The organism is Acinetobacter sp., from assembly GCF_041911495.1.
Taxonomy (GTDB): domain Bacteria; phylum Pseudomonadota; class Gammaproteobacteria; order Pseudomonadales; family Moraxellaceae; genus Acinetobacter.
Window position 1 is genome coordinate 1 of the sequence record NZ_JAYROT010000037.1, and the last position, 25,751, is coordinate 25,751.

Below are 25,751 nucleotides of genomic sequence, written 5' to 3' on the forward strand. Positions count from 1 at the left end.
CTTCGGGACAAGGATGTTTTTTGACGCTACGTTGTTATGAATGAATCATTTAGAATGACTAAATTTCTTCATTCATTCCTAGTATCGCCTAAAAAACATCCGTTGTCGCAAGCATCTGTGAAATGTCAACAGACCCTAATAACGCTCAACCATTTTTTCTAATGAGATCGGGCGGATCTTACTCGCATTCCCTGCTGTACCAAATGCGGTATAACGATCGACGCAGATTTGCTTCATGGTTTCTACAGTCTTCGCCAAGTATTTACGTGGATCAAATTCCGCAGGGTTTTCAGCCATAAATTGACGAATCGCACCTGTTGAAGCAAGACGCAAATCGGTATCAATGTTGATCTTACGTACACCATGCTTGATCGCTTCAACGAGTTGATCAACTGGCACACCATAAGTTTCGCCAATCTGACCGCCATATTCGTTGATCACTTTGAGCCACTCTTGTGGTACAGAGCTAGAACCGTGCATCACGATATGCGTGTTTGGCAATGCGGCATGGATTTCTTTAATACGATCAATCGCCAAAATATCACCTGTAGGTGGACGAGTGAATTTGTATGCGCCATGCGAGGTACCGACAGCGATCGCCAAAGCATCAACATTGGTATCTTCTACAAACTGTTTAGCTTCTTCGACAGAAGTCAAAAGCTGAGAATGATCAAGTACACCTTCTGCGCCGACGCCATCTTCTTCACCTGCCAAACCTGTTTCTAAGCTACCCAGACAACCGATCTCACCTTCTACAGACACACCACAAGCATGCGCCATCGCAACGACTTCACGTGTTACGCCGACGTTATAGTCATAATCCTTTGGTGTTTTGCCATCAGTCCCTAATGAACCATCCATCATCACCGAACTAAAACCAAGCTGAATCGAACGCTGACAGATCGCAGGGCTTGTACCGTGATCTTGGTGCATCACTACAGGAATGTGTGGCCATTCTTCAATCGCAGCCAAGATCAAATGACGTAAAAATGGCGCACCTGCATACTTACGTGCACCCGCAGAGGCTTGCACGATCACAGGGGAATTGGTTTCATCTGCCGCCATCATGATGGCACGCATTTGTTCTAAGTTGTTGACGTTAAACGCTGGAACGCCATATTGATGCTCAGCCGCATGGTCTAATAATTGGCGAAGTGAAATAAGTGCCATAAGTAACTCCCAAAATCTAAGCGCATTCTAACCCGATAATCATTCTAATTCAGCTAAAATCACGATTTAAAATATAAAAAAATCCCCGCAGATGCGAGGATTTTCAAAATCAATTATTGTGCAGCTTCTGTGCTTTGCTCAGCTTGTGCTGCAGGATCAGCTTCTTCAGTCGCTACTGGTGAGTTGTCACAGTTTCAGTCGTTTCAACTGAAGCTGTAGGCTCTTCACCCTCTACAGCGATCGCTTCTGGATTTGGTTGATCCACTGAGTCAATTGCCGCCTGTTGCTCTGGTGTCACAGCCTCATCAGCAGGCGCAGTCGCTTCTGCAGGTGTCGCACCTTCAGCAGGCGCTTCTTTTTTTGTACATGCCACAGTGAATAAAGGAAGAGCAATTGCCAAAGCAGTTAAAAATTTAATATTCATCAAGATATCCTCAATTAAAGTGTTAATTTAAAGTCAATTAAAATCAAATTTCAAAAAACTAACAGTATTAGTTTTTCGCACGTTCAAGAAGTATTGCAACAGCAGGTAAAGTTTTGCCTTCGACAAACTCAAGGAACGCACCGCCACCCGTAGAGATATAACCGATTTGGTCAGCCACTTGATATTTATCAATCGCTGCCAATGTATCTCCGCCACCTGCAATCGAGAAGCCTGCGCTCTCTGCGATCGCCAATGACAATGCTTTCGTTCCTTCACCGAACTGATCCACTTCAAAAACGCCGACAGGACCGTTCCATAGTATAGTCTTTGATTGCTTCAGCAATGTTGCAAATTGTTGTGCGGTTTCAGGACCAACATCGAGAATCATATCGTTATCAGATACATCAGCGACTTTTTTCACCACGGCTTTGGCATTGCCTGCCGAACCTAAAAAGTCATCGAAGTTAATTTCTGACGCATCTGCAACCACCACATCAATTGGTAGTGGTACATCGACTTTAGTAGCGATTTGTTTTGCAGTGTCGAGTAAATCTACTTCACAGAGTGATTTACCGACGTTATAGCCTGCGGCTGCAAGGAAAGTATTGGCAATACCACCGCCAACGATCAACTGATCACAAATTGTCGATAGTGACGTTAACACATCAAGCTTCGTCGATACTTTTGACCCTGCAACGATCGCTACCATTGGCTTTTCAGGCGTTTGCATGGCACGACCTAAAGCATCCAACTCTGCTGCAAGAAGCGGACCTGCAGCTGCTTGCTTGGCATAACGTGCTACACCTTCTGTTGAAGCTTCTGCACGGTGTGCTGTACCAAATGCGTCCATCACGAATACATCGCACAGTGCTGCATATTTTTGCGCAAGTTCAGGGTTGTTTTTCTTTTCACCATGATTGAAGCGCACATTTTCAAGGAGTACCACTTGCCCTGCTTTGACTTCAACACCGTCTAAATAGTCAGTAAATAGTTGCACCTCTTGACCTAGTGCTTCGCTCAAATAGGCTGCCACGGGTGCAAGAGATTGTTCAGGCTTTGGCTCACCTTCTACTGGACGACCCAAGTGAGAAAATACCATCACCGCAGCGCCTTGAGCGAGGGCTTGTTTGATGGTTGGAATCGCAGCACGTAGACGAGCATCACTGGTAATTTTGCCATCTTTAACTGGTACGTTTAAATCTTCACGGATTAAAACTCGTTTTCCATTTAAATCTAAATCAGTCATGCGCTGAAAATTCATCGACTTCTCTCATCATTGGTTAATTCATTTGCGCAAATTTTAAATCATTCTCATTAAAAAGGTAGTTCTATTTCGGTAAAATATGAAATTTACCGTCAATATCAATTATCATGATGATGTGAGTGGTTTTAAATCTAAATTTGAAAGGGCTATTTATGTCATATCATCCCGACCCAGAACTCAATCGCCTCAATGTCTTGGGTGGCGCATTGGCTAGCTGTTGCTATGATCCGATCACAGGATATTATCGTGATGGTTTTTGCCATACAGGTTATGCGGATGTTGGATTACATACAGTCTGCGCACAAATGACTTCTGAATTTTTAAGCTTTTCACAGCGCGTTGGCAATGATTTGACCACACCATTACCTGAAGTTGGCTTTCCTGGTTTAAAACCAGGTGATTTTTGGTGTATTTGCGTGACCTGTTGGGTAGAAGCCTATCAACATCAGGTTGCGCCACCTGTAAAAATTCATGCCTGTCATGAAAGTGTGTTGCAGTTTGTAGAATTAGAAACCTTAATGGAATATGCCGTTTAATGACGCAGATTATCCTTGCTTCAAGCTCTGAAACACGCAAAGCTTTACTTGAGCGTTTACAGCTCGATTATTTGGCGATCAGCCCTGATATTGACGAAAGCGCAAAGCCCAATGAAAATGCAGAACAACTTGCACAGCGTTTGAGTTTTGAAAAGGCATTGAAAATTGCCAATGATTATCCCGACGCAATCGTGATTGGTTCAGATCAAGTGGCGTATCTCGCAGAATCACCACAACATTTCATTGGCAAGCCCTATACCGAGCAAAACGCCATCGCACAACTTCAAAATCAATCTGGCAAAGTGCTTCATTTCGCCACAGGTTTGTCTGTGCAATGCCTAAACCAACAATTTGAACAGACTTGCGTTGTGCCCTTTCAAGCCAAATTTCGTGCTTTAAGTGAAGATGAAATTCGACGTTATGTGACTTTAGATCAACCACTTCATTGTGCAGGCAGTTTTAAAAGTGAAAGCTTAGGAGTTAGCTTATTTGAATGGCTCAAAGGTGATGATTACGCTGCATTGATGGGTTTGCCAATGATTCAACTGTGTTCGATCTTACGTCAGCTCAATATTCAAATTCCTTAGATTGCAAAATATTTGAACATAAAAAATGCCTACGCATAAGATACTAAACCAAGCACTTTACTTTCAGGATTACTTGCCATCGAGATTGCCAAGACGGCGATCGCAACAACCATGATACGACCAATCCAAACCAACTCATTTTGTGAGGCATTTTTACAGCTAAAGACTTTATAAAAATCTTCGGTATTCGTCGTTGAACAGACCAAAAGTTGATTACTCAAAGTGCTAATTACCGCCGCCAAGAACGCTGCGAGAATCACCCCTACAATCCACGGATTAAACAAGATTTGTGTCAGTTGTAAAAATACTGTTTCCGAGTTCGCAGTGACAGGTGCTGCAAGCTCTGAATTGGCTTGGAAAAATGCAATACCAAAATAGACTTATCCTATCTTGAATCTGTTTTTCTAGCCAAATCGTCTTGACTTACAAAATACAAATGACTTAAAAAACTGACAAATCATCATGAAAATCTTTAAGGCATCTGAAAAAACTAGCGAGTAGCAGAAATTCACCTACGCAATTGGTTTATCGACATTCCCCTTTAAAAATTCACAAAATAAAACAATAGTCTATAACACTTCGACGAAATGACCAAAAACAGTCGTATTCCAAACCTCATCTTCAAGGCAATTACGCATTGCAACTCATCGCTCCACAGAGGAAAATATGCTTATATTTTTGACTGCATTTGAATAATTATGTCTAAGCAAATTTCTCAACCACTTTCCATATTAGGTGGTATCAGTGCCGAACAATTCCTCGCTGAATATTGGCAAAAGAAACCGCTTCTCGTACGCAATGCGCTACCTGAAATTGTCGGTATGTTTGAGCCTGATGACATCAAAGAATTGGCTTTAGATGATGATGTCACTGCACGTTTAATCACGCAACATGGTCAAAAGCATGATCAATGGCAGGTAAAAAACTCACCACTTAGCACAAAAGATTTTAAAAAATTACCGCCTTACTGGACGCTGTTAGTTCAGGCGGTTGATCATTATTCCTTAGAACTTGCTGATCTCTGGAAACAATTTTCCTTTATTCCACAATGGCGACGAGATGACATCATGGTCTCTTATGCACCTCAAGGTGGATCGGTTGGACAGCATTTTGATTTTTACGATGTATTTTTATTGCAAGGTTTTGGGCATCGTCGTTGGCAACTTGGACAATGGTGTGATGAATTCACCGAGATCGTACCAAATCAACCCTTAAAATTGCTAGCTGAAATGCAGGTGGATTTTGATGAAGTGCTTGCACCAGGTGACATGCTGTATGTGCCACCTCGCCTATCACACTATGGTGTAGCAAAAGATGAATGTCTGACCTTTTCTTTTGGTTTTCGCATGCCAAATCATGCGCAGTTGATCGACCGTGTGAGTGATCAATTTGCCGATCAAATCTTGACAAAGACACCAATCAGCGATTTTCAACGTAAAGCTCCGCAAGCGATCGGAGAAATTACTCAACTCGAATTCGATACCTTAAAACAGCTACTTTTAAAGGCAATTAAAAATAATGCAGGTTTTGAGTCTGCGGTCATGGCACTCATCAGCGAAGCCAAATATGCCGAGCATATTCCTGAACCTGAAGAAATCAGTCTTGAAAAACTAAAAGACTATGCTGAAGATGGCTATGGCATAGCTCTTGAACCTGCAAACCGCTTACTTTATCGCACGCTGACGAATGATAGCCCAGAAACCACATTGGAATTTTGGGCGAATGGTGAATTATTCCCAGTTGATGCAGATTCAATGCAAATCTTTAAAACACTGGCTGATGGTGAACAATTTTTATTAAATGACTTAGCAAATCCGACAGCGGATTTAGATACAACTTTTGAATTAATCGTCGAGGCGTTAAATTTCGGCATTCTGATGCTTATTGAACCTATTGAATCTGACTAAAGTCTTCAATACATCATTACCGTAGAAATTGATCAGCTATTTTTCCGAAATTCAGGTAGAATAGCTCGCCTATTTTTCCATCTTGATTTATCGCTGTCTAAGCCAATCTTTGTTTCCTATGCGCACTCAATCCATCCCTGTCACTGATCCTGCTGCAGGGCTCAAACTGACCGAGATTTTCTACTCGCTACAAGGTGAAGCCAATGAGGCTGGTCATCCGACGGTATTTGTGCGCTTAACAGGTTGTCCGCTACGTTGTGTCTATTGCGATACCACGTATTCCTTTGAAGGTGGTACACGTTATGGTTTGGAAGAAATCATCCAACAAATTTCACACTACAACGCTAAATATGTCTGTGTGACAGGTGGAGAACCTTTGGCACAACCAAACTGTTTGGTTTTACTCAAAGCATTATGTGATAGTGGTTTTAAAGTATCCTTAGAAACCAGTGGTGCGCTTGATATTAGTAAAGTTGATACACGTGTATCACGAATTGTTGATGTCAAAACACCATCAAGTCACGAACAACATCGCAATCTGATTGAGAATTACCCACATCTCACCGTACATGATCAGATCAAGTTTGTGATTAGCGATCGTGCAGATTATGAATGGTCAAAAGATTTCTTGATGCAACATCAGCTTGCGGATCTCGTGTCTACTGTATGGTTTTCTCCTGCCTTTGCGATCGAGGGTGATGTACGCTTACCGCCTTTAGCACGTAACTTGGCACAGTGGATCTTGGAAGATCATCTCCCTGTGAAATTCCAACTACAACTGCACAAACTGCTTTGGCAAGATGAAAAAGGTCGCTAATCCAATTTCCTCGCTCACTTCTATTTAAGTTACCTTACCCTCAGTTCGACATAATAAGATGAATAAATTTATCTGATTCGTGGAAACGTCTGTCGCATTGTTCGAGGGCAGGATGGCTTTCGAAAATTAGCGTTCCTCAAGGTATTGAATTGGTTTTGGTATTTGACCGAGTTTGCGACTGACAAATGGTTTTGCCTACTTTTCCCGAAAGAAAAGTAGGTCGAACCGAAGGTTGATTGACCCATATGACTATAAACGGTAAGACTCCGAGTGAGACTTTAAATTTTTCAATTAGATAAAGACGTCATTTCATCGAACTCACGTTATACTTAAATTCATCATTCAGGCTGTGTTAAAATCTACGGCTGTTTTTTAGTGTTAATTTAAGGTCGTGTTATGCGTCAAAGAGCCGTCGTCTTATTATCAGGTGGTTTAGATTCAAGTACTTGTCTAGCTTGGGCTGCATCGCAATATGATTGCTATGCGATTAGCTTTATGTATGGGCAACGCTCCACCAGTGAGCTTGAAGCAGCCAAACAACTTGCAAAAAAATACGCACTCGATCATCGCATCATCAATATTGATCTCAGTAACATTGGTGGTTCTGCTCTGACCGATCACAACCTTGACATACCTGATCAGTTTCAAGAAGGCATTCCAATTACTTACGTGCCTGCACGCAATACGATTTTCTTATCTTATGCGCTCGCATTGGCTGAAGTCAAAGATGCGCAAGCGATTGTAATTGGGGTCAATGCAGTGGATTATTCAGGCTATCCAGACTGCCGTCCTGAATATATCGACGCATTTACAAAAATGGCTAATCTTGCAACAAAAGCAGGCGTAGAAGGACATCCGATAAAAATTGAAACACCTTTGTTACATTTATCCAAAGCGAATATCATACGACTCGGCATTGAACATGGGTTAGACTATGCTCAAACAGTGTCATGCTACCAAGCAGATACTGACGGTCGGGCATGTGGTGTGTGTGACAGCTGTCGCCTACGCCATCAAGGCTTCATCGAAGCTGGGGTAAGTGACCCGACACGTTATGTAAACTCACTTTTAGAACAATAGGCTATTTATGAAAAATATGATGTTAAAAACTGCAGGTGCAGTCCTTGTCGCAGCACTAGCAAGTCAAACTTTTGCCGCAGACCTAAATACAAGTACCAATATCCGTGGTGATTTAGAAAAGAACTGTCAAGGTTCTTTCACCAAAGCAAAAGTGTTGACTTCAGCAGAAGCTTCAAAGTTCTGTAAATGTACCATTGATAGCCAAGCAAAAATGACCAATGCAGAAGAATGGGAAATTCGAAGTGCGGTCAATGCCAAGAAAGACCCTCGCACCCTTGCAGTGGTACAACGTACTGAAAAGCAAATGGAAACATGTGCAGGTCCAAGCTTGATCAAAAAAGTTCAAAATGCTGCACAAGCGGCATCAGCATCTGCGAAGAAAAAATAATTTGCAGACAATATTGCAAAAATCGAAAAGCCTGCTGAAGCAGGCTTTTTTATTGGTCGAATTTGTTGATCACAGACTTATTGTTAAGCAAATGCTAAAATCTTTGCAAGATTAAATTTTTAAAGAGGAATTCACATGGCAGATCAAATCGAAAAAAGCAAAGAACAACTCGAACAAATTCAATTACCAAACTTTGCTGTGGAAAGTACACAAGGAGACATTAAGCTAAGCGACCTACAAGACTGGCTGATTATTTATTTTTATCCAAAAGATTCGACACCGGGTTGCACCACACAAGCCAATGAATTTAGCCAATTTAAAAACGATTTTACCAAACTTGGCGTGCAAATCTTTGGTATATCTCGTGACTCAATCAAAAGCCATGAACGCTTTACCGAAAAGCAAGAAATTAACTTTAGCTTGATCAGCGATCCTGATGAAAAACTTTGCCAGCACTTTGATGTCATCAAAGAAAAGAATATGTATGGTAAAAAAGTCATGGGCATCGAGCGCTCAACTTTTATTTTCCACAACGGTGAACTCAAAGCCAGCTTCCGCAAAGTCAAAGCCGTAGGTCATGCTGAGAAGATTTTAGAAGAAATCAAACAACTACAAAGTGGTTAATTCAACCTCAGTTCGGCATATGATGAGTAAAATTTATCTGATTCGTAGAAACGTCAGTCGCACTGTTCGAGGGCAGGACAACATTAGTAAAGTAATGTTTCACACGGCATTGTATTTATTTTGGTATATGACCGAGTTTGCGACTGACAAATGGTTTTGGTTACTTTTCCCGAAAGAAAAGTAACTCGAACCGAAGGTTAATCCCGAAATACGGGCATAAACCGCAAGACTTTGCCTAAAATATTAGGTGTCACATGCTTTATCGAACGCAGATTAATTTTAAATTATTCCGATAAATTCACTGGTGTATCATCCTGCTGTTGAAAGGCATACTGCAACAGCGGATACCATTCACTATTTTGAAATTCGATTAAAAACTCTTGGACTTCCGCACTTAAATGATCTTGATCAATTTCACCTTGATAATATTTGGCACGTAGTGGCGTCGCCGAAAGCTGATTTTTTAAGTTTTCCAATTCGACCAATTGCCACTCAGGAAATAACGCTAAATAGTACGAACTATCATCTTTAAAGTGACCAATTAAGCCTGTTTTTCGCTCTATTTTATCCTTACTGTGCTGATGCTGAGCAATAAAATCATTGACGCCATCTTTCACTGCTTTGACCCATTTTTCATCATTATATAAATCAATAACCGGGACAAATTGAATGCGTTGTCGTGTTGCCTCATCGAAGCTCGATAAAATCATCTGCTGACGTTCAGCGATTGAAAAAGGATTTTTAATGCTTCGTTCATCTTGAGCGGAACCAAGCACGAGTATCACTTGCTTTGCCTGCGCTAGCGCAATATCAATGACTTCTCGATGTGCAATATGGAACGGCTGAAAACGCCCAATGAACACCAAATAATCAAACGCTTTGAACTCATGCGACATAAAAACCTCAATTTTTCAACTATACAGCGTGCGCCATCTTTGTTAAAACTACACTCAAGTTTTAAATCAGACGATGGAATACAACGATGAGCTTAGATTGTTTAAACAATAGCAACCCACATTTAAAAGCAGAGTTAGCCAACGGCATTCTTACTTTAGCGATTGACCGTCCAGAAGCCAAAAATGCGCTCTATACTGACCTATATATTGCAATCGAACAAGCACTGTATCAAGCAGATGCGTCAAATGACGTGCGTATCGTAGTTCTACGTGGTGCAAACAACGACTTCTCTGCAGGCAATGACATGCAGGATTTCGCAGCAAGTCTGAAAAAACAAATCAGCCCTGCTGGTGATGGCGCACCATTTTTATTATTAAAATCAGCAGCAAAATTTTCAAAACCATTGATCGTAGGTGTCAAAGGTGTGGCAATTGGTATCGGCGTGACTTTGCTACTCCATGCTGATTTTGTCTATACAGATACTAGCGCAGTATTCCAAATTCCTTTTGTTAGCTTAGGTTTATCTCCTGAAGGCGCTGCAAGTAAATTGCTACAACAACGTGCAGGCTATTTATTAGCCGCAGACTTGCTGATGTCAGCACGTAAATTCAATGCTGAAACTGCACTAGATGCAAAACTTGTCACGCAAATCGTCGATGAGCCATATGCTCAAGCGGCGCAAATGGCAGAGCATCTCAACCAACTACCTCTTGCTTCGCTGAAACAAAGCAAAGCCTTGATGAAAGCAGATAAAGATGACATCGTGGCTTGGATTGATCATGAAGCAGAAATCTTTATGCAACGTGTTAAATCACCTGAAATGATCGAAGCATTGACTGCATTTAAAGAAAAACGTAAAGCGGATTTTTCTAAGTTTAATTGATCATGACACCTCTAATTCAACAAAATCAGCTTTTTGACTTTGAATTAGAGGTTGTTTTTATTCAATAGTAATTTCATAAGTATCCGAGTTTTTCCAACCAATTACTTGAAATAAATCACTTATAAGTTTTTGACCTTTAAAATATCGTACTAATTCAGCAGGACTCCAACCATTTCCATCTGAAAATAATGCACCAATACTAATTAGAAAAGTAATCAATTCTAACCTTTCACTTTGTGAGCAATCTGAAATGTTCTTATGATAAAGCTGACCTTGTCCATTATATTTCTTATCTTCTATAAATCCTTTTGCTTTTAAAATAGTTCTAGCCTCTAACTGCAAACAAAATAGTTGGGCTTGATGTCCTGCAATATCAGTTACAATAATATGATTATCAGGTAATTTATTCATAAGAAGTCTTAAACCTCTATAATTGTCAAAAACTCTAAAGCAGGTTCTTCATAGGGATGACTTGCAAATAAAGCCAGTTTTACCGCTTGCGCAAACTGTTCATCAACAATGGTTTCAACACGCCACTCTTCGACTTGCTCAAGCTGATTGATCTGACCAATAAAAGGCTTGGCTTGACCCACTGGTTTAAACTGACCAATCCCTTTGACCTGCCAAGCACACTCTGCATAATCACCGATACCGCCTGCACCTGCTTTGAAAATTGCTTGCTTGGTCAATTCAAGATGCGACTCAGGTACATAGTAGATCAGTTTTAACATCGTTTATTCCATCTCTTGAAATCATTGCAAAATCATCAAATCCCGTCATTCATGGCTTGCCACATTTTGATGGTATCCGACATCGCTTTGACATTATGTGTGCGCACCATACATGCGCCCTGTTGTATCGACAGCAAATGTGCTGTGCTACTGGCAATATCACGCTCAGTAGCTTCTGCGCCGTTTAATACCTCGCCAATGAATCGTTTACGAGATAGCGCCGAAAGTATTGGATAGCCCAGTTCATGCAATTTCCAAAACTTATTGAGTAATTGTAAATTTTGCGAAGCTGTCTTGGCAAAGCCAAAACCGGGATCAATGATAATATTTTCTTTACGTATGCCTATGGCTAATGCTTCATTAATGCGCTGTTGTAACTCTGACATGACTTCTGCGGTGACATCTTGATAAACCGCCAAATCATTCATAGTGCTTGGCTCACCACGCATGTGCATCAAGATCACAGGAATATTTAAATCTGCTGCCGTTTGCATGGCATTCGGACGTTTTAAAGCACGCACATCGTTCCAAATATGCGCACCTTTGGCGACTGCTTCTCGTATCACTTCAGGCGAACTGGTGTCGATCGAAATCACCACATCATGATCTACCAACTGCTCTACCACAGGAATTACTCGATCAAGCTCCTCTTGTACACTCACAGCATCTGCATGAGGACGTGTAGACTCACCACCAATGTCAATGATCGTTGCACCTTGCTCTATCATCACGACCGCATGTGCAACCGCTTTCGACGTTTGATGAAATTGCCCACCATCACTAAATGAATCAGGTGTGACATTCAGAATCCCCATGATTTGCGGTATAGATAAATCCAAAGTTTTATTGGCGCATTGTAGTGTACGTTTTGGCAAGGGATGCAGTTGCATGATGACTCCTTAATCATTCTTATGAGTTTAACCAATTCATCATATAAAAATGGAAATATCTTCAATTGAATTTGCTTACTGCGTTAAAAACAGTAATAAAAAAGACCGCTCGGAAGCGATCTAATTTTACATTTCATCCAGCCAAATTTAGGCTTTAGGCAATGATGGTAGTGGTGGTGGCGTAGATGGAGAATCATCTTCCTCACCCACAGTTTCATCGCCTACCGTAATCGGATTTTCAGGAATATAAACTTTCGGTGGCTGTGGCTCACGACCTTCCATGATGTCACGGATTTGGTCACGATCAATAGTTTCCCATTGCATTAACGCTTTGACCATTTCATGTGCAATCGACTGATTACTCTCTAGAATCTCACGTGCAACTTTATATTGCTCATCGAGGATTCGACGAATCTCTGCGTCAACTTGCTGTTGTGTCGCTTCTGAAATCGTACGATTGCCTACATTACCAAAGAAACCATTTTGGTTTTCATCTTCGTAAACCATGACACCAAGACGATCTGACATACCGTATTTTGTGACCATTGCACGGGCAATTTTGGTTGCACGTTCAAAGTCATTCGATGCGCCAGTTGATTGTTGATTGATAAAGACTTCTTCAGCGATACGACCACCAAAAAGAATCGAAATTTCATTCAACATCTTGTCTTTGTAGTTACTAATCGCATCTTGCTCAGGCAACTGCCAAGTTACACCAAGCGCCCAACCACGAGGCATAATCGTGACTTTATGCACAGGATCAGTCTTTGGCAACAGTTCAGCAACGATTGCATGACCTGCTTCATGATACGCCGTCGCACGACGCTCTTCATCACGAATGACCATCGATTTACGCTCAGGACCCATGTAAATTTTGTCTTTCGCATCTTCGAAGTCGTGCATATCCACAGTGGTCTTGTTACGACGTGCGGCAAACAATGCAGCTTCATTCACAAGATTGGCAAGCTGTGCACCAGAGAATCCCGGTGTACCACGTGCCAATACTTGCGTATCCACACCAGTCACAGATGGCAACTTTTTCATATGTACATTGAGGATTTGCTCACGGCCTTTAATATCAGGCAAGCCAACCATCACTTGACGGTCGAAACGACCCGGACGAAGTAAAGCTTTATCCAATACGTCAACACGGTTTGTTGCAGCGATCACGATAATGCCTTCATTACCATCAAAGCCGTCCATCTCAACCAACATTTGGTTCAAGGTCTGCTCACGCTCATCATGACCGCCACCTGTACCCGAACCGCGATGACGACCGACCGCATCAATCTCATCAATAAAGATGATACACGGTGCATGGCGTTTGGCTTGTTCAAACATATCACGTACACGAGATGCACCAACACCGACAAACATCTCAACGAAGTCTGAACCAGAAATACTGAAGAATGGTACTTTGGCTTCACCTGCAATTGCTTTTGCAAGCAAAGTTTTACCAGTACCCGGAGGTCCAACCATTAATACGCCACGTGGAATAGATGCACCAAGACGTTTAAATTTTGCAGGATCTTTTAAGAAATCGACAATTTCAACGACTTCTTGCTTAGCTTCATCTACACCAGCCACATCTTTAAAGGTGACTTTGACTTGGTCTTCTGAGAGCATTTTAGCTTTAGATTTACCAAAGCTCATTGGACCATTTTTACCGCCTGCACCACCGCCCATATTCCGCATAAAGAACATGAACAATAGAATGATCAATAAAATAGGGAAACTTGCGATCAACAGTTGCATCAACAAACCTTGACGATGCGGTGCAACACCTTCAACTTCAACGCCTTTTTCAATCAAATTCGGTACAAACTGTGGTTCAAACACGTCTGGACGAATGGTTTCAAATTCTGAACCATTGGCTTTAGTACCTGTGATGCGCTCGCCATCTACAGTGACTTGTTTTACCTGTCCATCATTCACAGCAGTGATGAATTGAGAATAACTCAACGCATCAGTTTTGCCTCGGTCGCTGAAATTACTAAAAACCAGTACCAGCACACCGATAATAATCAGCCACAATACGGCATTTTTGACGAAATCGCTCAAAGCTCTATTCCCATATTTATCAAATTTGGTCAGCTGAAAAACAGCTCAACTCACCATCCTAAAAAGCGAAACCACATTTTAACAGCTTTAGTGTACAGATGCTCACAAAAAGTCACTCTGCACATTTGGCTTTATAACGCTACTTTCTAAAGCGACCTTATAAAGATTTGTTACGCCCCTGACCGATCAAAAAAACCTCTTTCGATCTTGCCCGAGATGCAGCAGGTTTTGCTGTTTTTAACACATCGAAGGTATCAACCATCTGTTTACGGAACTCATCAAAACCAGTTCCTTGAAATACTTTGACGACCATCTGCCCTTTTTTCCCCAAAACTTTTTGAGAAAAATCCAAAGCCAACTCACACAAATAAATTTGACGTGGTTGATCAACAGCCCTATTACCTGATGTATTGGGTGCCATATCGGAAATTACAAGGTCTACAGGTCGTCCATTTAAAATATTTAACAATTTTTCAAAAACTTCTTCTTCTCGGAAATCACCTTGTAAGAAAGTGACATCAGGCAAAGCATCCATTTCTAAAATATCTGAGGCGATCACAATGCCTTTATCACCGACTAATTTTCCTGCGATTTGCGACCAACTACCCGGTGCGGCTCCTAAGTCAACCACCGTCATTCCAGGTTTGATTAAATTGTATTTTTCTTGAATTTCCAGAAGTTTATACGCCGCTCTTGCACGATAACCTTCTTTTTGCGCTTTTTTGACAAAAGGATCATCCAAATGCTCACGCATCCAAGCGCGACTACTTTTAGATAATTTTTGATTGGTAATTTTAGTTGCCATTTGTCATACAAAATTTCAGTGAAAACAGCCTGCATTCTACGTGAAAAAATCGCTTGATGCAGTACATCAGCGCAAATCAAGTCACGAAATCCTAATCAATTTTTCAATCAAAATGATCGCAAAATTCAAAGTATCTTCAAACTCACCTGTGACGCATCTTAATAAATATATTGTCAAAGCCCTGCAATTTTCATGAAAAGCGTTTAAAATAATGCGTTTTCATCATCGGTTCGCATCATGGCAGCTTTAAAAACTCAAGAACGCAAACGTCTACGTCAGATCGGTCACGCACTACAGCCTGTAGTAATGATTGGTAGTCAAGGCTTGACGGATAATGTCGTCGAGGAAACTTTACGTGCGCTCAATGATCATGAATTGATTAAAGTCAAAGTCGCAGGTGAAGATCGTGAAGTTCGAGCTGCGGTAATTCTAGCGCTCATCGAACGCACCAAAGCCGAAAGCGTACAGCAAATTGGAAAAATCGTTTTACTCTATAAAAAAGCCGCACAGCAAAATCAGAAGCTGTCGAATATTGTGCGTCATGCGCATTTGATTAACGATTAATCGTTTTAAATTATGGCAAGTTTTGAACTCAATGCATTTCAGCCGACGCGCGATCTCAGTATCGTGGCGGCGATTGAATCCCCTGCCAGTGGCATTATTCAGTTAGGTTTTTGGTTGAACGACCCGATGCAACAGATCATTTGGGCGGATAAAGTCGCTAGACATCCACGACGAGATTTTCTGTGGGAACATACTTGCTTTGAAATTTTTATCGGCATCAAAGAGCAAGATCAGTATATAGAAGTGAATCTTTCTCCATCAGGCGCTTGGCAAAGTTATCATTTTGAAGAATATCGTTATCCTGAAACGATGCCTCCACCACTCAATTCTAAAATTGAATTGGTCGAACTCAAACGTACAGGTTTTGGACTAACAGCGACGATTGATATCAATCTATTTTTACATCATCACAAAATTGCCATGAAAGACTTGTTTGTTGGCATCAGTGCAGTGATTCAAACAACTGCGAAAACGCATTATTTTGCAATGCAACACAGTAGCCCAGAAGCAGATTTTCATAACAAAAGAGATTGGCTACATCTGTTCTAATCTGCAATAATTTTATTCATTGAAATAGTTAACTTCAGTTCGATATAAGATGAATAAAATTTATCTGATTCGTGGAAATGTCAGTCGCACTGTTCGAGGGCAGAATGACTTTCGTAAAATGACGTTCTTCAAGGGATTGGATAAGTTTTAGTATATGACCGAGTTTGTGACTGACAAATGGTTTTGGTTACTTTTCCCGAAAGAAAAGTAACTCGAACCGAAGGTTAATCCTGAAATACGAGGATAAACCGCAAGACCTTGCCTAAAATATCATGCTTTTCAATATCGTACTTCGCACATTTCATCGAACTCAGCTTAGTTATCGCCATAAAAAAACGAAGCCGTAGCTTCGTTTTCCTCACGATCAAATGAGTGTTTGCATCTTAAAAATCTATATTTTTAAGACTGCTTAGGCTTATTCAATCGTAGATTATAAAACTGCGACTTAAGAAACTTTCGCTTTAACTTCTTCAACTTTTTCTTGAGCCTTTTCTTTCACTTGAGACAGGTTGATTTTATTGAATGCTTCTACAGCAGTTTCTTTTGAACGCTTTAAAGATTCAGTCAATTGATCTTTATGCTTTGAAGAAATTGACGTAATGTCTTCTTTAATGTCTTTAGATACTTTGTTGAAGTCTTCCAAAAGTGCAGTAAGCTCAACTTTCAAAGTTTCTTTCAACTCAACCAATTCAGTTTGAGAAACTGGGAATTGTGCTTTTAAAGTTTCAACACGCTTTAAAAATTCAGTTTTCAATTCAACGATTTGATCTTGTACACTTTGTGCAAAGTCTTTTTTCGCAACAATTGCTTCAGCTTTTACTTGTTCAGCTTTTTCAGCAACATCAGATGCAACTTGTTCAACTTTAGCAGTCACTTGGTCTACAACTTGCTCTGCTTTCTCTGTTGCTTTAGTCGTTTGTCTAGCCATTTTAAAAATCCTCAGGGAGTAATGTTATTTGGATATTGACTATTAAACACACAAAAACATTTTTATGCTTACTTTATTGTCCGACAATTTAAATTTCTATACAGAATTGGATAAATGGTTAAAATCCAAATTGACGCAAATCTCCCGAATTTTCATTAGACTTTTAAGCAAGTTTTGCGTACAATACTTCTTTAAGTTACAAGCGAGCAGACCGAAGCGGAAAGTCGATTATTTTCCAGCTTCTCGATAAGTCTACTCGCTTTTTTACAGCTTAAAATTCAGGAGCTTTGCTTTGAGCATCCCCGCCATTTTAGCCCTCGCTGATGGGACGATTTTCAAAGGTACGTCGATCGGCGCATCTGGTTCTACGACTGGTGAAGTCGTTTTCAACACTGCCATGACTGGCTATCAAGAGATCTTAACTGATCCAAGTTATGCGCAGCAAATGGTCACATTGACCTATCCACATATTGGGAATACAGGCTGTAATGCAGAAGACACTGAGTCTGGACGCATTCATAAAGTCTGGGCGAATGGTTTAATCATTCGTGACTTGCCTTTACTTCATAGTAACTTCCGTGCAGAACAATCACTGAGCGACTACCTACAACAACATAATGTCGTTGCGATTGCAGATATTGATACTCGTAAGCTCACTCGTATCTTGCGTGACAAAGGCGCACAGAACGGCTGTATCCTTGCAGGGGAAAATATCACCGAAGCTGAAGCCTTAGAAAAAGCACGTGCCTTTGGCGGATTAAATGGTTTAGACCTTGCGAAAGAATGTTGCGATCCTGAAGGTTTTGAATGGACAGAAGGTTCTTGGGCATTGGGCGAAGGTTTTACCAAGCCTGAAATGAAATTCCACGTGGTGGCTTATGACTACGGTGTAAAAACCAACATTCTGCGTATGCTTGCCGATCGTGGTTGCAAGCTGACTGTTGTACCTGCGCAAACGCCTGCGGAAAAAGTTTTAGCTTTAAATCCAGATGGTGTGTTCTTATCCAATGGTCCTGGCGATCCAGCAGCGTGTGACTATGCGATTGACGCAGTGAAAACCATTGTTGAAACGACTAGCTTACCTGTATTTGGTATTTGCTTGGGTCATCAGATTTTGGCACTCGCCTCTGGTGCGACCACGATGAAAATGAATCATGGTCACCATGGTGCAAACCACCCTGTGCAAAATCTTGAAGATGGAACAGTGATGATCACGTCGCAAAACCACGGCTTTGCTGTTGATGAAAGCACATTGCCTGCAACGCTCAAAGTCACACATCGCTCATTATTTGATGGCACAAACCAAGGCATTCATCGTACTGATAAACCTGCGTTTAGCTTCCAAGGTCACCCTGAAGCCAGCCCAGGTCCGCATGACTGTGCGCCATTATTTGATCATTTTATCGAACTCATTGAAGCTGCAAAGCAGTAATTAAGGAATACTTCATATGCCTAAACGTACAGACATAAAAAGCATCTTAATTATTGGTGCAGGTCCTATTGTCATCGGTCAAGCCTGTGAGTTTGACTACTCAGGTGCGCAAGCGTGTAAAGCCCTGCGTGAGGAAGGCTACCGTGTCATTTTGGTCAACTCAAATCCTGCGACCATCATGACTGACCCTTCGATGGCAGATGCAACCTATATCGAGCCAATCACTTGGCAAACCGTTGCGCAAATCATTGAAAAAGAACGTCCAGATGCAGTCCTCCCGACCATGGGTGGTCAAACGGCATTGAACTGTGCCCTCGCCCTTGATGAGCACGGTGTACTGGCAAAATATGGCGTTGAGCTGATCGGTGCAAGTAAAGATGCGATCGAAAAAGCCGAAGACCGTAAGCTATTCGACCAAGCGATGCGCAAAATCGGTTTGGAATGTCCAAAAGCTGCCATTGCAGAGAGCATGGAAGAGGCACTTGAAATCCAAAACCGTTTTGGCTTCCCTGTGATTATCCGTCCATCCTTTACCATGGGTGGTTCAGGTGGTGGTATTGCCTATAACAAAGAAGAATTCTTAGAAATCTGCGAGCGTGGTTTTGACCTTTCTCCAACCAAACAACTTTTAATTGATGAATCATTGATTGGTTGGAAAGAGTACGAGATGGAAGTGGTTCGTGACAAGAAAGACAACTGTATCATCGTCTGCGCCATTGAAAACTTTGACCCGATGGGCGTACATACTGGTGACTCAATCACCGTTGCTCCTGCGCAAACTTTGACGGATAAAGAATATCAATTGATGCGTAATGCTTCAGTTGCGGTACTTCGAGAAATCGGCGTAGAAACTGGCGGTTCAAATGTACAGTTTGGTATCTGCCCGAACACGGGTCGTATGGTCGTGATCGAGATGAATCCACGTGTATCACGTTCATCTGCACTCGCTTCAAAAGCAACGGGTTTCCCAATTGCAAAAGTCGCTGCAAAACTAGCCGTCGGTTATACCCTTGATGAGCTGAAAAATGACATCACTGGTGGCGTGACTCCTGCATCATTTGAGCCGTCGATCGACTATGTTGTGACCAAAATTCCACGCTTTAACTTTGAAAAATTCCCGCAAGCAGATGCAACATTGACTACACAAATGAAGTCAGTTGGTGAAGTGATGGCGATTGGTCGTAACTTCCAAGAGTCTGTGCAAAAAGCGCTTCGTGGTTTAGAAGTTGGCGTATCAGGTTTTGATTCAAAAATCACTGATGAAGTGACTAATATCAAAGACAAGATTTTGGTTGAACTCAAAATTCCAGGTCCTGAGCGTATTTGGTATGTTGCAGATGCTTTCCGTCACGGCTTTAGTTTAGCAGATGTTTTCCAAGCGACTAAAATCGACCGTTGGTTCCTCATTCAAATCGAAGACATCGTTATAACCGAAGCACAAGTCAAAGCATTGGGTGTTGGTGATTTAACGGCAGAAAATATTCGTTCGTTTAAACGCAAAGGTTTATCGGATCTACGCATTGCAGATTTGATGGGTATTTCGCAAAAGCAATTCCGCAAAGAGCGTTGGAACTTGGGCGTTTATCCAGTCTATAAGCGTGTTGATACCTGTGCGGCTGAGTTTTCATCAAATACAGCATATATGTATTCGACTTATGATGAAGAATGCGAAGCCAATCCATCGGATAAAGACAAAATCATGGTCATCGGTGGCGGTCCAAACCGTATTGGTCAAGGGATTGAGTTTGACTATTGCTGTGTACACGCTGCCCTTGCGATGCGTGAAGATGGTTACGAAACCATCATGGTCAACTGTAACCCTGAAACCGTATCTACTGACTATGACACCTCAGATCGTTTGTACTTCGAACCTGTTACTTTAGAAGACGTGTTAGAAATCATTCGCACTGAAAAACCAAAAGGTGTGATCGTTCAATATGGCGGTCAAACCCCATTGAAATTGGCACGTGCTTTGGAAGAGGCTGGTGCACCAATTATTGGGACATCACCTGATGCGATCGACCGTGCAGAAGATCGTGAACGCTTCCAACAAATGATTCAAAAATTGAATCTACGCCAACCAAACAACAGCATTGTCAAATCTGCTGAAGAAGGTATCGCCGAAGCTGCTAAAGTTGGCTTCCCATTGGTAGTACGCCCTTCTTATGTACTTGGTGGTCGTGCGATGGAAATCGTCTATAACGAAGAAGAGCTGAAACGCTATCTTCGTGAAGCGGTTCAAGCATCGAATGAAGCACCTGTATTGCTTGACCGCTTCTTAGATGATGCGACCGAAGTCGATGTAGACTGTGTATCAGATGGCAAAGAAGTTGTCATCGGCGGGATCATGCAACACATTGAGCAAGCGGGTGTTCACTCTGGTGACTCAGCATGCTCTATTCCGCCATATTCTTTGTCTAAAGAAATCCAAGACGAAATGCGCCGTCAAACTGTGGCGATGGCGAAAGAGCTTGGCGTGGTTGGCTTGATGAATGTACAGTTCGCGGTGAAAGGCAATGATGTTTACATTCTCGAAGTGAATCCACGTGCATCTCGTACCGTACCATTCGTATCGAAATGTATCGGTGAGTCTTTGGCGAAAGTCGCTGCACGTTGTATGGCAGGTCAATCTTTGTCATCACAAGGCTTTACTCAGGAAATTATTCCAAAGAGCTTTGCAGTAAAAGAAGCTGTGTTCCCTTTCAACAAATTCCCAGGTGTTGACCCTGTGCTTGGGCCTGAGATGAAATCGACTGGTGAAGTCATGGGCGTCGGCAAAACCTTTGGTGAGGCTTTCTACAAAGCCGTACTTGGCTCGAATGATCGTCTACCAGGTAAGCCAACTGAAGGTGAAGTTAAACATGCCTTCTTGTCTGTGCGTGATTCAGATAAACCACATGTCGCTCGAGTTGCACAACAACTGATCGGTCATGGCTTCAAACTGGTTGCCACTGGCGGTACATTTGATGTATTAAAAGAGGCAGGATTGGAATGTGAGCGAGTCAATAAAGTCACCGAAGGTCGTCCACATATCGTGGATCGCTTGAAAAATGGCGAGATACACCTCATTATCAATACCACAGAAGGCAAGCAAGCTCAGCAAGACTCGTTCTCGATTCGTCGCTCTGCATTGCAAGGCAAAGTGTATTACACCACCACACTAAATGGTGCAGATGCAGTTTGTCAGGCTTTAGGAATTCAATTGCCAATGGATGTATACCGCTTGCAGGACTTACAAACAGAAGCCTAAACACCATCAACACTTCCGCCATCTCTGACGGAGGTGGCGGATTTTTTTAATTTGAACTGGGCGAATTGAAAGTGAATGATCTGTATGTATCATTATCAATCTACGCTCAGCCTAGTGAAACAGATAGTGAGGAAAATATGCAACGCTATCCAATGACGCCAGAAGGCAAAGCTGCACTGGAAAAAGAATTACAACATCTCAAATCTATAGAGCGCCCACGTATTACGCAAGCGATCGCAGAGGCACGTGAACACGGTGATCTTAAGGAAAACGCTGAGTATCACGCTGCCCGTGAACAACAAGGTTTCTGTGAAGGTCGCATTCAAGATATCGAAGGTAAACTTGGCGCTTCACAAGTGATTGATGTCAAAGACTTAGAACAAAATGGCCGTGTGGTCTTTGGTGTGACTGTCACCATTGAAAACTTAGATACCGAAGAACAAAAGACTTATAAAATTGTGGGTGATGACGAAGCAGATTTTAAACAAAATAAAATCTCAGTGAACTCACCAATCGCACGTGGTCTACTCAGTAAAAATGAGGGTGATGAAGCCAAAATCACTACCCCACAAGGTGAAGTAGAATACGAAGTGGTTAAGGTTGAATATTTATAAGCACTTACGATTACGCTTAGCGCTTTGGCAAAGTACATGTAAAGAGTCTGTAAAAACATCAGGCCCGTTTTAATCTAAAGCGGGCTTTTTCATTTTTGAGAAAATGGCATCATAACCCGTTTGGTCTTCTCAACTGTTGTACTGGTTTTCGGTTGAAACGCATCCCAAGTATATGCTGAATAATTGAATGTCCATTGATAATACGCTTTACCGACATCCTGAATATTCAACCGAAGGATCTGCCAAGTTTCATCGTGACAATGTGGTGAGTTTTTATAATCAGCTTCTGAGAAACATGCCCTAATCATCGAATAGTCATAAAAAGGCATGTCTTGGATCGCTACTTGATATTTCCCTTGTGCTTGCAACATGATGAAATCTGCAACTTGCTCCCCTGCACCACCACCAGAATAGCCTGTCGACCAATTGTTCAGTATGGCTATGGCATTATTTTGGTGATTGACAGGATAGAATGCGGGAAAGATTGTCATACCGCTATGAGCAAACTCATCTGAAGGGTCACGATTATGATGTTGATAATTTTTAAAATCCCAATGATTTAATGCCTTATATGTCGTTCCGACGTTTTGTAATTGCACAATCTGCGGGCGTGCATCGATGAGGTAATATTGCTGCGTTGAGCCATTTTTGACTTGCCATAATCCCCCATCATCCTGTTTCATACACGATATTTTTGCTTGCTGGCAAATCTGCTGTATTTGTGCATCCGTTTTTTTGATCTCAATCATCGGCAATGCGGTGATTTTGGCTTGTACGTGCATCCCAGACATCAACAATAATAACGACACCACACTGCCAATCTTTGTATCCATTATATTCATCGTCGTCATCCTTATTTTAATGTGTTTTAAATTTTTACTTTGAAATTCCTTTTTAGCAAGCCTCATCCTTAGATTAGCGTCGTCGTAATCCACGCCCTCGACCACGTGCCATACCACCACCCAAAGCATTGAGCACAGCAAGTTTATTTAAACTACCCGAAGCATGTGCATGACAAATCGCAGCCGCTAAGGCATCAGCGGCATCGGCTTGTGGTTTGACTGAAAGATTAAGCAACTTCATCACCATCATCTGCACTTGTTCTTTATCTGCTGCACCGTAGCCGACTACAGATTGCTTGATTTGTCGTGCGGTATATTCTGCGACTTTCAGATCAAGATTGACCAGTGCCGCAATGGCTGCGCCTCGGGCTTGACCGAGTTTCAAAGCCGAGTCGGGATTTTGTGCCATAAAGACTTGTTCAACCGCAGCTTCTGTCGGCTGATGAAAACGCACAATTCGATCTACCCCTGCAAAAATCCGTTTCAATCGTTCAGGAATCTCTTGGCTTTCGGTACGAATCGTCCCTGCATCCACAAAACGCAATTTTGACCCATCTTTTTCAATGATGCCATAACCTGTAAGCCGTGAGCCGGGGTCAATACCGATGATTATTGTCATTTTGCCCTTTAAATTTTTCAAAACGTCACTATTGTTACATAAATCGTTTTAAAAAACCTAAGTGCTCGTGCGTTTGGCGTGGTGATGGGTTAAATTAAACGCCATATTTTTTGATTTTAAATTGTCTAAATGAGGTTGCAAAGCACCGAAATGGGTCTGATTTTATTAGTATTGATTGCCATCGTGACCGAGATCGTAACGTGGATTGTGGTCGGTGATTTAGTCGGTAGCGGTTGGTACGTATTCTTTTGGTTTATCTTCGCTGCCATGATTGGCTTTACAATATTGCGTAGCAGTGTTGCGCATATCATGCCACAGATGCAACAAATGCAAATGTCAGGGCAAATGGCGAATGACCCGAATGTCGGCAAATATCTACCTCGTGCCTTTGCAGGCTTACTGCTTGCTATTCCTGGTTTGTGGTCAGATTTAATAGCATTCTTGATGTTGATTCCTGCGGTGCAAACCATGTTTAGAAACTCAGCCATGAAAGCAATGCAAAAGCGACAACAAGCCATGATGGAAAAAATGATGGGTGGCATGTCTGGTAATGCCAATGATCCAAACAATCCTTTTGCCGATATGATGCGTCAAATGCAAGAGATGCAACGTCAGCAGATGGGTGGTCGTGGTGCGAGTAACGATTCAAGTGTCATTGATGGCGAGGCACGTGAAGTTCAGCCTGAACAAAAGCGCATTGATCACAAAGAGAATGACTAAATTTGCAACAATCAAAGGCTGATTTTATATTTTAATGAGTAAAATCCTTGACCTAAGATGTATTAGTCCATACAATCGCTTGCACATTCTCCCATAGCTCAGTCGGTAGAGCGACGGACTGTTAATCCGCAGGTCCCTGGTTCGAGCCCAGGTGGGAGAGCCAAAATTCGCAAAGTCTTAGTAATAAGCGCTGCAATGAAAAAGCCTAGATGAATCATCTAGGTTTTTTTGTGTTTGGCTTCATCAAACTTCAAGAAGCTGGCATCGTGGCTTCGATAAAGTCCATGATTTGTTCATTACGCTGAATAATCGCTTCGGTATGCCCTGCGCCTTCCACCAAATCCAATTGCACTTGTGGTGTTGTCCCGAGTTGATTCATACCATATACCAACTGTTGAGTCACTTGATATGGTACAGCCGTGTCTAATTTGCCTTGCACGACATAAATTGGTTTATCGAGTTTTACTGTACCAGGTTGCGAGCTTGCTAAAAACGCAGAAATCGTTTCATTTTCTAAGAAATCAGCTGTCAATGCAGGATAATCCATGACTGTTGCAGATGGGTTTTCCTCTAAAAAGCCCTGAATATCAATATAATATGTACTCATCATATCATCTATACAGAATCCATTATCTCCTGTAGAGCCTTCTGCATATTTTGCAAGCCTGCCCGACCGAGCCTCAAAAATCTCTTGATAGTCAAAGTCAGGTTGATAAGCTTTAATTCCAACACCCACGTACGCAGCATAAGATAGTAATTCGGAATATACATAAGCTGCAGCATCTCGACTTACTGCAGTTTCAATATAACTAATTGCCTGTGGAGCAACTTCTGTGATGATATAACCCAAGCTAGAAGCAGGCGCTGTGGCAACTGCACCTTTGTAATTCTCATCATCATTGGAAAATTGCGCCACACCCAATGATGCATGTCCACCTTGAGAGTGTCCGATCGACATCCAATCACCTTGTAGGTCACTGCCATATTTTTCTTTAAAGGCATCTACTGCATAGATTGCAGAATTGGCTTCACTCTGCAGATTTAGATAAGGGTGGATCCCTGCTTTACCCAACCCTTCATAATCTGGCGCGACAATCACATAACCCCGTTCTAATAAATTATTGGCAGTCACTAAGAAATATTCAATCATCTCCATCTGACTCGGTGCA

28 protein-coding genes, 1 tRNA gene and 1 pseudogene are annotated in these 25,751 nt (G+C 41.8%); 16 read left to right on the forward strand and 14 right to left on the reverse strand.

Annotation, left to right across the window (positions count from 1 at the left end):
* Window positions 1-135 precede the first annotated feature (135 nt).
* The 3 genes from fba to ACE3PQ_RS04510 form a co-directional block, all read right to left on the reverse strand.
* The gene (gene fba / locus ACE3PQ_RS04500) at window positions 136-1,170 is read right to left on the reverse strand and encodes a class II fructose-bisphosphate aldolase (protein WP_374295591.1); all 1,035 of its coding nucleotides are present in this window, start codon (window positions 1,168-1,170) and stop codon (window positions 136-138) included.
* 172 nt (window positions 1,171-1,342) lie between these two features.
* Complete coding sequence (locus ACE3PQ_RS04505) at window positions 1,343-1,594, reverse strand: hypothetical protein (RefSeq protein WP_374295592.1); 252 nt, start codon at window positions 1,592-1,594, stop codon at window positions 1,343-1,345.
* Window positions 1,595-1,661: 67 nt separating this feature from the next.
* Window positions 1,662-2,855, reverse strand: a complete 1,194-nt coding sequence (locus ACE3PQ_RS04510) for a phosphoglycerate kinase (RefSeq protein WP_374295593.1) — start codon at window positions 2,853-2,855, stop codon at window positions 1,662-1,664.
* Window positions 2,856-3,010: 155 nt separating this feature from the next.
* On the opposite strand from ACE3PQ_RS04510, the gene ACE3PQ_RS04515 reads away from it, so the two are divergent.
* Window positions 3,011-3,394, forward strand: coding sequence for a DUF2237 family protein (locus ACE3PQ_RS04515; protein WP_374295595.1), 384 nt, complete (start codon window positions 3,011-3,013; stop codon window positions 3,392-3,394).
* The gene (locus ACE3PQ_RS04520) at window positions 3,394-3,981 is read left to right on the forward strand and encodes a nucleoside triphosphate pyrophosphatase (RefSeq protein WP_374295597.1); all 588 of its coding nucleotides are present in this window, start codon (window positions 3,394-3,396) and stop codon (window positions 3,979-3,981) included. The genes ACE3PQ_RS04515 and ACE3PQ_RS04520 overlap by 1 nt, the downstream gene beginning before the upstream one ends.
* 32 nt (window positions 3,982-4,013) lie before the next feature.
* Here ACE3PQ_RS04520 and ACE3PQ_RS04525 read toward each other — a convergent pair.
* Window positions 4,014-4,358, reverse strand: a pseudogene (locus ACE3PQ_RS04525) (sodium:proline symporter); the annotation flags it as partial.
* A gap of 333 nt (window positions 4,359-4,691) precedes the next feature.
* Between ACE3PQ_RS04525 and ACE3PQ_RS04530 the strand changes: the two are divergent.
* The 6 genes from ACE3PQ_RS04530 (at window position 4,692) to ACE3PQ_RS04555 (ending at window position 8,981) form a co-directional block, all read left to right on the forward strand.
* Window positions 4,692-5,888, forward strand: coding sequence for a JmjC domain-containing protein (locus tag ACE3PQ_RS04530; RefSeq protein ID WP_374295635.1), 1,197 nt, complete (start codon window positions 4,692-4,694; stop codon window positions 5,886-5,888).
* Between the two features lie 118 nt (window positions 5,889-6,006).
* Window positions 6,007-6,705, forward strand: coding sequence for a 7-carboxy-7-deazaguanine synthase QueE (gene queE, locus ACE3PQ_RS04535; RefSeq protein WP_374295599.1), 699 nt, complete (start codon window positions 6,007-6,009; stop codon window positions 6,703-6,705).
* Between the two features lie 396 nt (window positions 6,706-7,101).
* Entirely contained in the window at window positions 7,102-7,785 is a 684-nt protein-coding gene (gene queC, locus ACE3PQ_RS04540) for a 7-cyano-7-deazaguanine synthase QueC (protein WP_374295601.1), read from the forward strand.
* Between the two features lie 16 nt (window positions 7,786-7,801).
* The gene (locus ACE3PQ_RS04545) at window positions 7,802-8,173 is read left to right on the forward strand and encodes a hypothetical protein (RefSeq protein ID WP_241570601.1); all 372 of its coding nucleotides are present in this window, start codon (window positions 7,802-7,804) and stop codon (window positions 8,171-8,173) included.
* 135 nt (window positions 8,174-8,308) lie between these two features.
* Window positions 8,309-8,797 carry a peroxiredoxin gene (locus ACE3PQ_RS04550; RefSeq protein ID WP_374295604.1) on the forward strand — a complete coding sequence of 163 codons (489 nt, stop codon included), beginning with the start codon at window positions 8,309-8,311 and terminating at the stop codon, window positions 8,795-8,797.
* A gap of 22 nt (window positions 8,798-8,819) precedes the next feature.
* A complete protein-coding gene (locus ACE3PQ_RS04555; RefSeq protein WP_374295606.1) occupies window positions 8,820-8,981 on the forward strand; it encodes a hypothetical protein in 162 nt (53 codons plus the stop codon).
* Window positions 8,982-9,081: 100 nt separating this feature from the next.
* On the opposite strand, the gene ACE3PQ_RS04560 is transcribed toward ACE3PQ_RS04555, so the two are convergent.
* Window positions 9,082-9,693 (reverse strand): nicotinate-nicotinamide nucleotide adenylyltransferase, encoded by a 612-nt coding sequence (locus ACE3PQ_RS04560; protein ID WP_374295608.1) that lies wholly within the window; start codon window positions 9,691-9,693, stop codon window positions 9,082-9,084.
* Window positions 9,694-9,779: 86 nt separating this feature from the next.
* Between ACE3PQ_RS04560 and ACE3PQ_RS04565 the strand changes: the two genes are divergently transcribed.
* Window positions 9,780-10,577, forward strand: a complete 798-nt coding sequence (locus ACE3PQ_RS04565) for an enoyl-CoA hydratase-related protein (protein ID WP_374295610.1) — start codon at window positions 9,780-9,782, stop codon at window positions 10,575-10,577.
* Between the two features lie 57 nt (window positions 10,578-10,634).
* Here ACE3PQ_RS04565 and ACE3PQ_RS04570 read toward each other — a convergent pair whose 3' ends face one another.
* The 5 genes from ACE3PQ_RS04570 to rlmE form a co-directional block, all read right to left on the reverse strand.
* Window positions 10,635-10,988: a hypothetical protein gene (locus ACE3PQ_RS04570; RefSeq protein ID WP_374295612.1), complete on the reverse strand. Its 354-nt coding sequence runs from the start codon at window positions 10,986-10,988 to the stop codon at window positions 10,635-10,637.
* Window positions 10,989-10,996: 8 nt separating this feature from the next.
* Complete coding sequence (locus ACE3PQ_RS04575; protein ID WP_374295613.1) at window positions 10,997-11,308, reverse strand: NGG1p interacting factor NIF3; 312 nt, start codon at window positions 11,306-11,308, stop codon at window positions 10,997-10,999.
* 35 nt (window positions 11,309-11,343) lie between these two features.
* Window positions 11,344-12,198: a dihydropteroate synthase gene (gene folP, locus ACE3PQ_RS04580; RefSeq protein WP_374295614.1), complete on the reverse strand. Its 855-nt coding sequence runs from the start codon at window positions 12,196-12,198 to the stop codon at window positions 11,344-11,346.
* Between the two features lie 147 nt (window positions 12,199-12,345).
* A complete protein-coding gene (gene ftsH / locus ACE3PQ_RS04585; protein WP_241570608.1) occupies window positions 12,346-14,259 on the reverse strand; it encodes an ATP-dependent zinc metalloprotease FtsH in 1,914 nt (637 codons plus the stop codon).
* 157 nt (window positions 14,260-14,416) lie between these two features.
* Complete coding sequence (rlmE, locus tag ACE3PQ_RS04590; protein WP_241570609.1) at window positions 14,417-15,064, reverse strand: 23S rRNA (uridine(2552)-2'-O)-methyltransferase RlmE; 648 nt, start codon at window positions 15,062-15,064, stop codon at window positions 14,417-14,419.
* A gap of 237 nt (window positions 15,065-15,301) precedes the next feature.
* Here rlmE and yhbY point away from each other — a divergent pair, with 237 nt between their 5' ends.
* Together yhbY and ACE3PQ_RS04600 are read left to right on the forward strand one after the other, a co-directional pair.
* On the forward strand, window positions 15,302-15,628 hold the full coding sequence (yhbY, locus tag ACE3PQ_RS04595; RefSeq protein ID WP_374295617.1) for a ribosome assembly RNA-binding protein YhbY: 327 nt from the start codon (window positions 15,302-15,304) through the stop codon (window positions 15,626-15,628).
* A gap of 12 nt (window positions 15,629-15,640) precedes the next feature.
* Window positions 15,641-16,177 (forward strand): DOMON-like domain-containing protein, encoded by a 537-nt coding sequence (locus tag ACE3PQ_RS04600; protein WP_374295619.1) that lies wholly within the window; start codon window positions 15,641-15,643, stop codon window positions 16,175-16,177.
* Between the two features lie 445 nt (window positions 16,178-16,622).
* On the opposite strand, the gene ACE3PQ_RS04605 is transcribed toward ACE3PQ_RS04600, so the two are convergent.
* Complete coding sequence (locus ACE3PQ_RS04605) at window positions 16,623-17,105, reverse strand: hypothetical protein (protein ID WP_374295621.1); 483 nt, start codon at window positions 17,103-17,105, stop codon at window positions 16,623-16,625.
* Window positions 17,106-17,397: 292 nt separating this feature from the next.
* Here ACE3PQ_RS04605 and carA point away from each other — a divergent pair, with 292 nt between their 5' ends.
* The 3 genes from carA to greA all read left to right on the forward strand — a co-directional run bounded on the left by carA (window position 17,398) and on the right by greA (window position 22,401).
* Complete coding sequence (gene carA, locus ACE3PQ_RS04610) at window positions 17,398-18,537, forward strand: glutamine-hydrolyzing carbamoyl-phosphate synthase small subunit (protein WP_374295624.1); 1,140 nt, start codon at window positions 17,398-17,400, stop codon at window positions 18,535-18,537.
* Between the two features lie 16 nt (window positions 18,538-18,553).
* Window positions 18,554-21,787, forward strand: a complete 3,234-nt coding sequence (carB, locus tag ACE3PQ_RS04615) for a carbamoyl-phosphate synthase large subunit (protein WP_374295626.1) — start codon at window positions 18,554-18,556, stop codon at window positions 21,785-21,787.
* A gap of 137 nt (window positions 21,788-21,924) precedes the next feature.
* The gene (gene greA, locus ACE3PQ_RS04620; RefSeq protein WP_241570615.1) at window positions 21,925-22,401 is read left to right on the forward strand and encodes a transcription elongation factor GreA; all 477 of its coding nucleotides are present in this window, start codon (window positions 21,925-21,927) and stop codon (window positions 22,399-22,401) included.
* Between the two features lie 89 nt (window positions 22,402-22,490).
* Here greA and ACE3PQ_RS04625 read toward each other — a convergent pair whose 3' ends face one another.
* Both ACE3PQ_RS04625 and ruvC read right to left on the reverse strand, forming a co-directional pair.
* Window positions 22,491-23,234 carry a hypothetical protein gene (locus ACE3PQ_RS04625; RefSeq protein ID WP_374295629.1) on the reverse strand — a complete coding sequence of 248 codons (744 nt, stop codon included), beginning with the start codon at window positions 23,232-23,234 and terminating at the stop codon, window positions 22,491-22,493.
* An 82-nt stretch (window positions 23,235-23,316) separates the two neighbouring features.
* Window positions 23,317-23,862, reverse strand: coding sequence for a crossover junction endodeoxyribonuclease RuvC (gene ruvC, locus ACE3PQ_RS04630; protein WP_374295631.1), 546 nt, complete (start codon window positions 23,860-23,862; stop codon window positions 23,317-23,319).
* Between the two features lie 150 nt (window positions 23,863-24,012).
* Between ruvC and ACE3PQ_RS04635 the strand changes: the two genes are divergently transcribed.
* Together ACE3PQ_RS04635 and ACE3PQ_RS04640 are read left to right on the forward strand one after the other, a co-directional pair.
* Window positions 24,013-24,582 (forward strand): FxsA family protein, encoded by a 570-nt coding sequence (locus ACE3PQ_RS04635; RefSeq protein ID WP_374295637.1) that lies wholly within the window; start codon window positions 24,013-24,015, stop codon window positions 24,580-24,582.
* 87 nt (window positions 24,583-24,669) lie between these two features.
* Window positions 24,670-24,745 (forward strand) — tRNA-Asn (locus tag ACE3PQ_RS04640).
* Between the two features lie 87 nt (window positions 24,746-24,832).
* Here the strand turns inward: ACE3PQ_RS04640 and ACE3PQ_RS04645 are convergent.
* Window positions 24,833-25,751, reverse strand: a 919-nt coding sequence (locus tag ACE3PQ_RS04645) for an alpha/beta hydrolase family protein (RefSeq protein WP_374295633.1), incomplete at its 5' end; no start/stop codon positions are given.

Excerpts from the sequence above, each read along its gene's own strand:
- ACE3PQ_RS04560 (WP_374295608.1), bottom strand. The coding sequence starts at position 9,693 with ATGTCGCATGAGTTCAAAGCGTTTGATTATTTGGTGTTCATTGGGCGT.
- queC (WP_374295601.1), top strand. The coding sequence starts at position 7,102 with ATGCGTCAAAGAGCCGTCGTCTTATTATCAGGTGGTTTAGATTCAAGT.
- ACE3PQ_RS04575 (WP_374295613.1), bottom strand. The coding sequence starts at position 11,308 with ATGTTAAAACTGATCTACTATGTACCTGAGTCGCATCTTGAATTGACC.
- rlmE (WP_241570609.1), bottom strand. The coding sequence starts at position 15,064 with ATGGCAACTAAAATTACCAATCAAAAATTATCTAAAAGTAGTCGCGCT.
- ACE3PQ_RS04555 (WP_374295606.1), top strand. The coding sequence starts at position 8,820 with ATGAGTAAAATTTATCTGATTCGTAGAAACGTCAGTCGCACTGTTCGA.
- ACE3PQ_RS04550 (WP_374295604.1), top strand. The coding sequence starts at position 8,309 with ATGGCAGATCAAATCGAAAAAAGCAAAGAACAACTCGAACAAATTCAA.
- ruvC (WP_374295631.1), bottom strand. The coding sequence starts at position 23,862 with ATGACAATAATCATCGGTATTGACCCCGGCTCACGGCTTACAGGTTAT.
- ACE3PQ_RS04520 (WP_374295597.1), top strand. The coding sequence starts at position 3,394 with ATGACGCAGATTATCCTTGCTTCAAGCTCTGAAACACGCAAAGCTTTA.
- ACE3PQ_RS04600 (WP_374295619.1), top strand. The coding sequence starts at position 15,641 with ATGGCAAGTTTTGAACTCAATGCATTTCAGCCGACGCGCGATCTCAGT.
- ACE3PQ_RS04505 (WP_374295592.1), bottom strand. The coding sequence starts at position 1,594 with ATGAATATTAAATTTTTAACTGCTTTGGCAATTGCTCTTCCTTTATTC.
- ACE3PQ_RS04605 (WP_374295621.1), bottom strand. The coding sequence starts at position 17,105 with ATGGCTAGACAAACGACTAAAGCAACAGAGAAAGCAGAGCAAGTTGTA.
- greA (WP_241570615.1), top strand. The coding sequence starts at position 21,925 with ATGCAACGCTATCCAATGACGCCAGAAGGCAAAGCTGCACTGGAAAAA.
- carB (WP_374295626.1), top strand. The coding sequence starts at position 18,554 with ATGCCTAAACGTACAGACATAAAAAGCATCTTAATTATTGGTGCAGGT.
- fba (WP_374295591.1), bottom strand. The coding sequence starts at position 1,170 with ATGGCACTTATTTCACTTCGCCAATTATTAGACCATGCGGCTGAGCAT.
- yhbY (WP_374295617.1), top strand. The coding sequence starts at position 15,302 with ATGGCAGCTTTAAAAACTCAAGAACGCAAACGTCTACGTCAGATCGGT.
- ACE3PQ_RS04635 (WP_374295637.1), top strand. The coding sequence starts at position 24,013 with ATGGGTCTGATTTTATTAGTATTGATTGCCATCGTGACCGAGATCGTA.
- folP (WP_374295614.1), bottom strand. The coding sequence starts at position 12,198 with ATGCAACTGCATCCCTTGCCAAAACGTACACTACAATGCGCCAATAAA.
- ACE3PQ_RS04510 (WP_374295593.1), bottom strand. The coding sequence starts at position 2,855 with ATGAATTTTCAGCGCATGACTGATTTAGATTTAAATGGAAAACGAGTT.
- ACE3PQ_RS04545 (WP_241570601.1), top strand. The coding sequence starts at position 7,802 with ATGATGTTAAAAACTGCAGGTGCAGTCCTTGTCGCAGCACTAGCAAGT.
- ACE3PQ_RS04515 (WP_374295595.1), top strand. The coding sequence starts at position 3,011 with ATGTCATATCATCCCGACCCAGAACTCAATCGCCTCAATGTCTTGGGT.
- queE (WP_374295599.1), top strand. The coding sequence starts at position 6,007 with ATGCGCACTCAATCCATCCCTGTCACTGATCCTGCTGCAGGGCTCAAA.
- ACE3PQ_RS04625 (WP_374295629.1), bottom strand. The coding sequence starts at position 23,234 with ATGGATACAAAGATTGGCAGTGTGGTGTCGTTATTATTGTTGATGTCT.
- ACE3PQ_RS04570 (WP_374295612.1), bottom strand. The coding sequence starts at position 10,988 with ATGAATAAATTACCTGATAATCATATTATTGTAACTGATATTGCAGGA.
- ACE3PQ_RS04565 (WP_374295610.1), top strand. The coding sequence starts at position 9,780 with ATGAGCTTAGATTGTTTAAACAATAGCAACCCACATTTAAAAGCAGAG.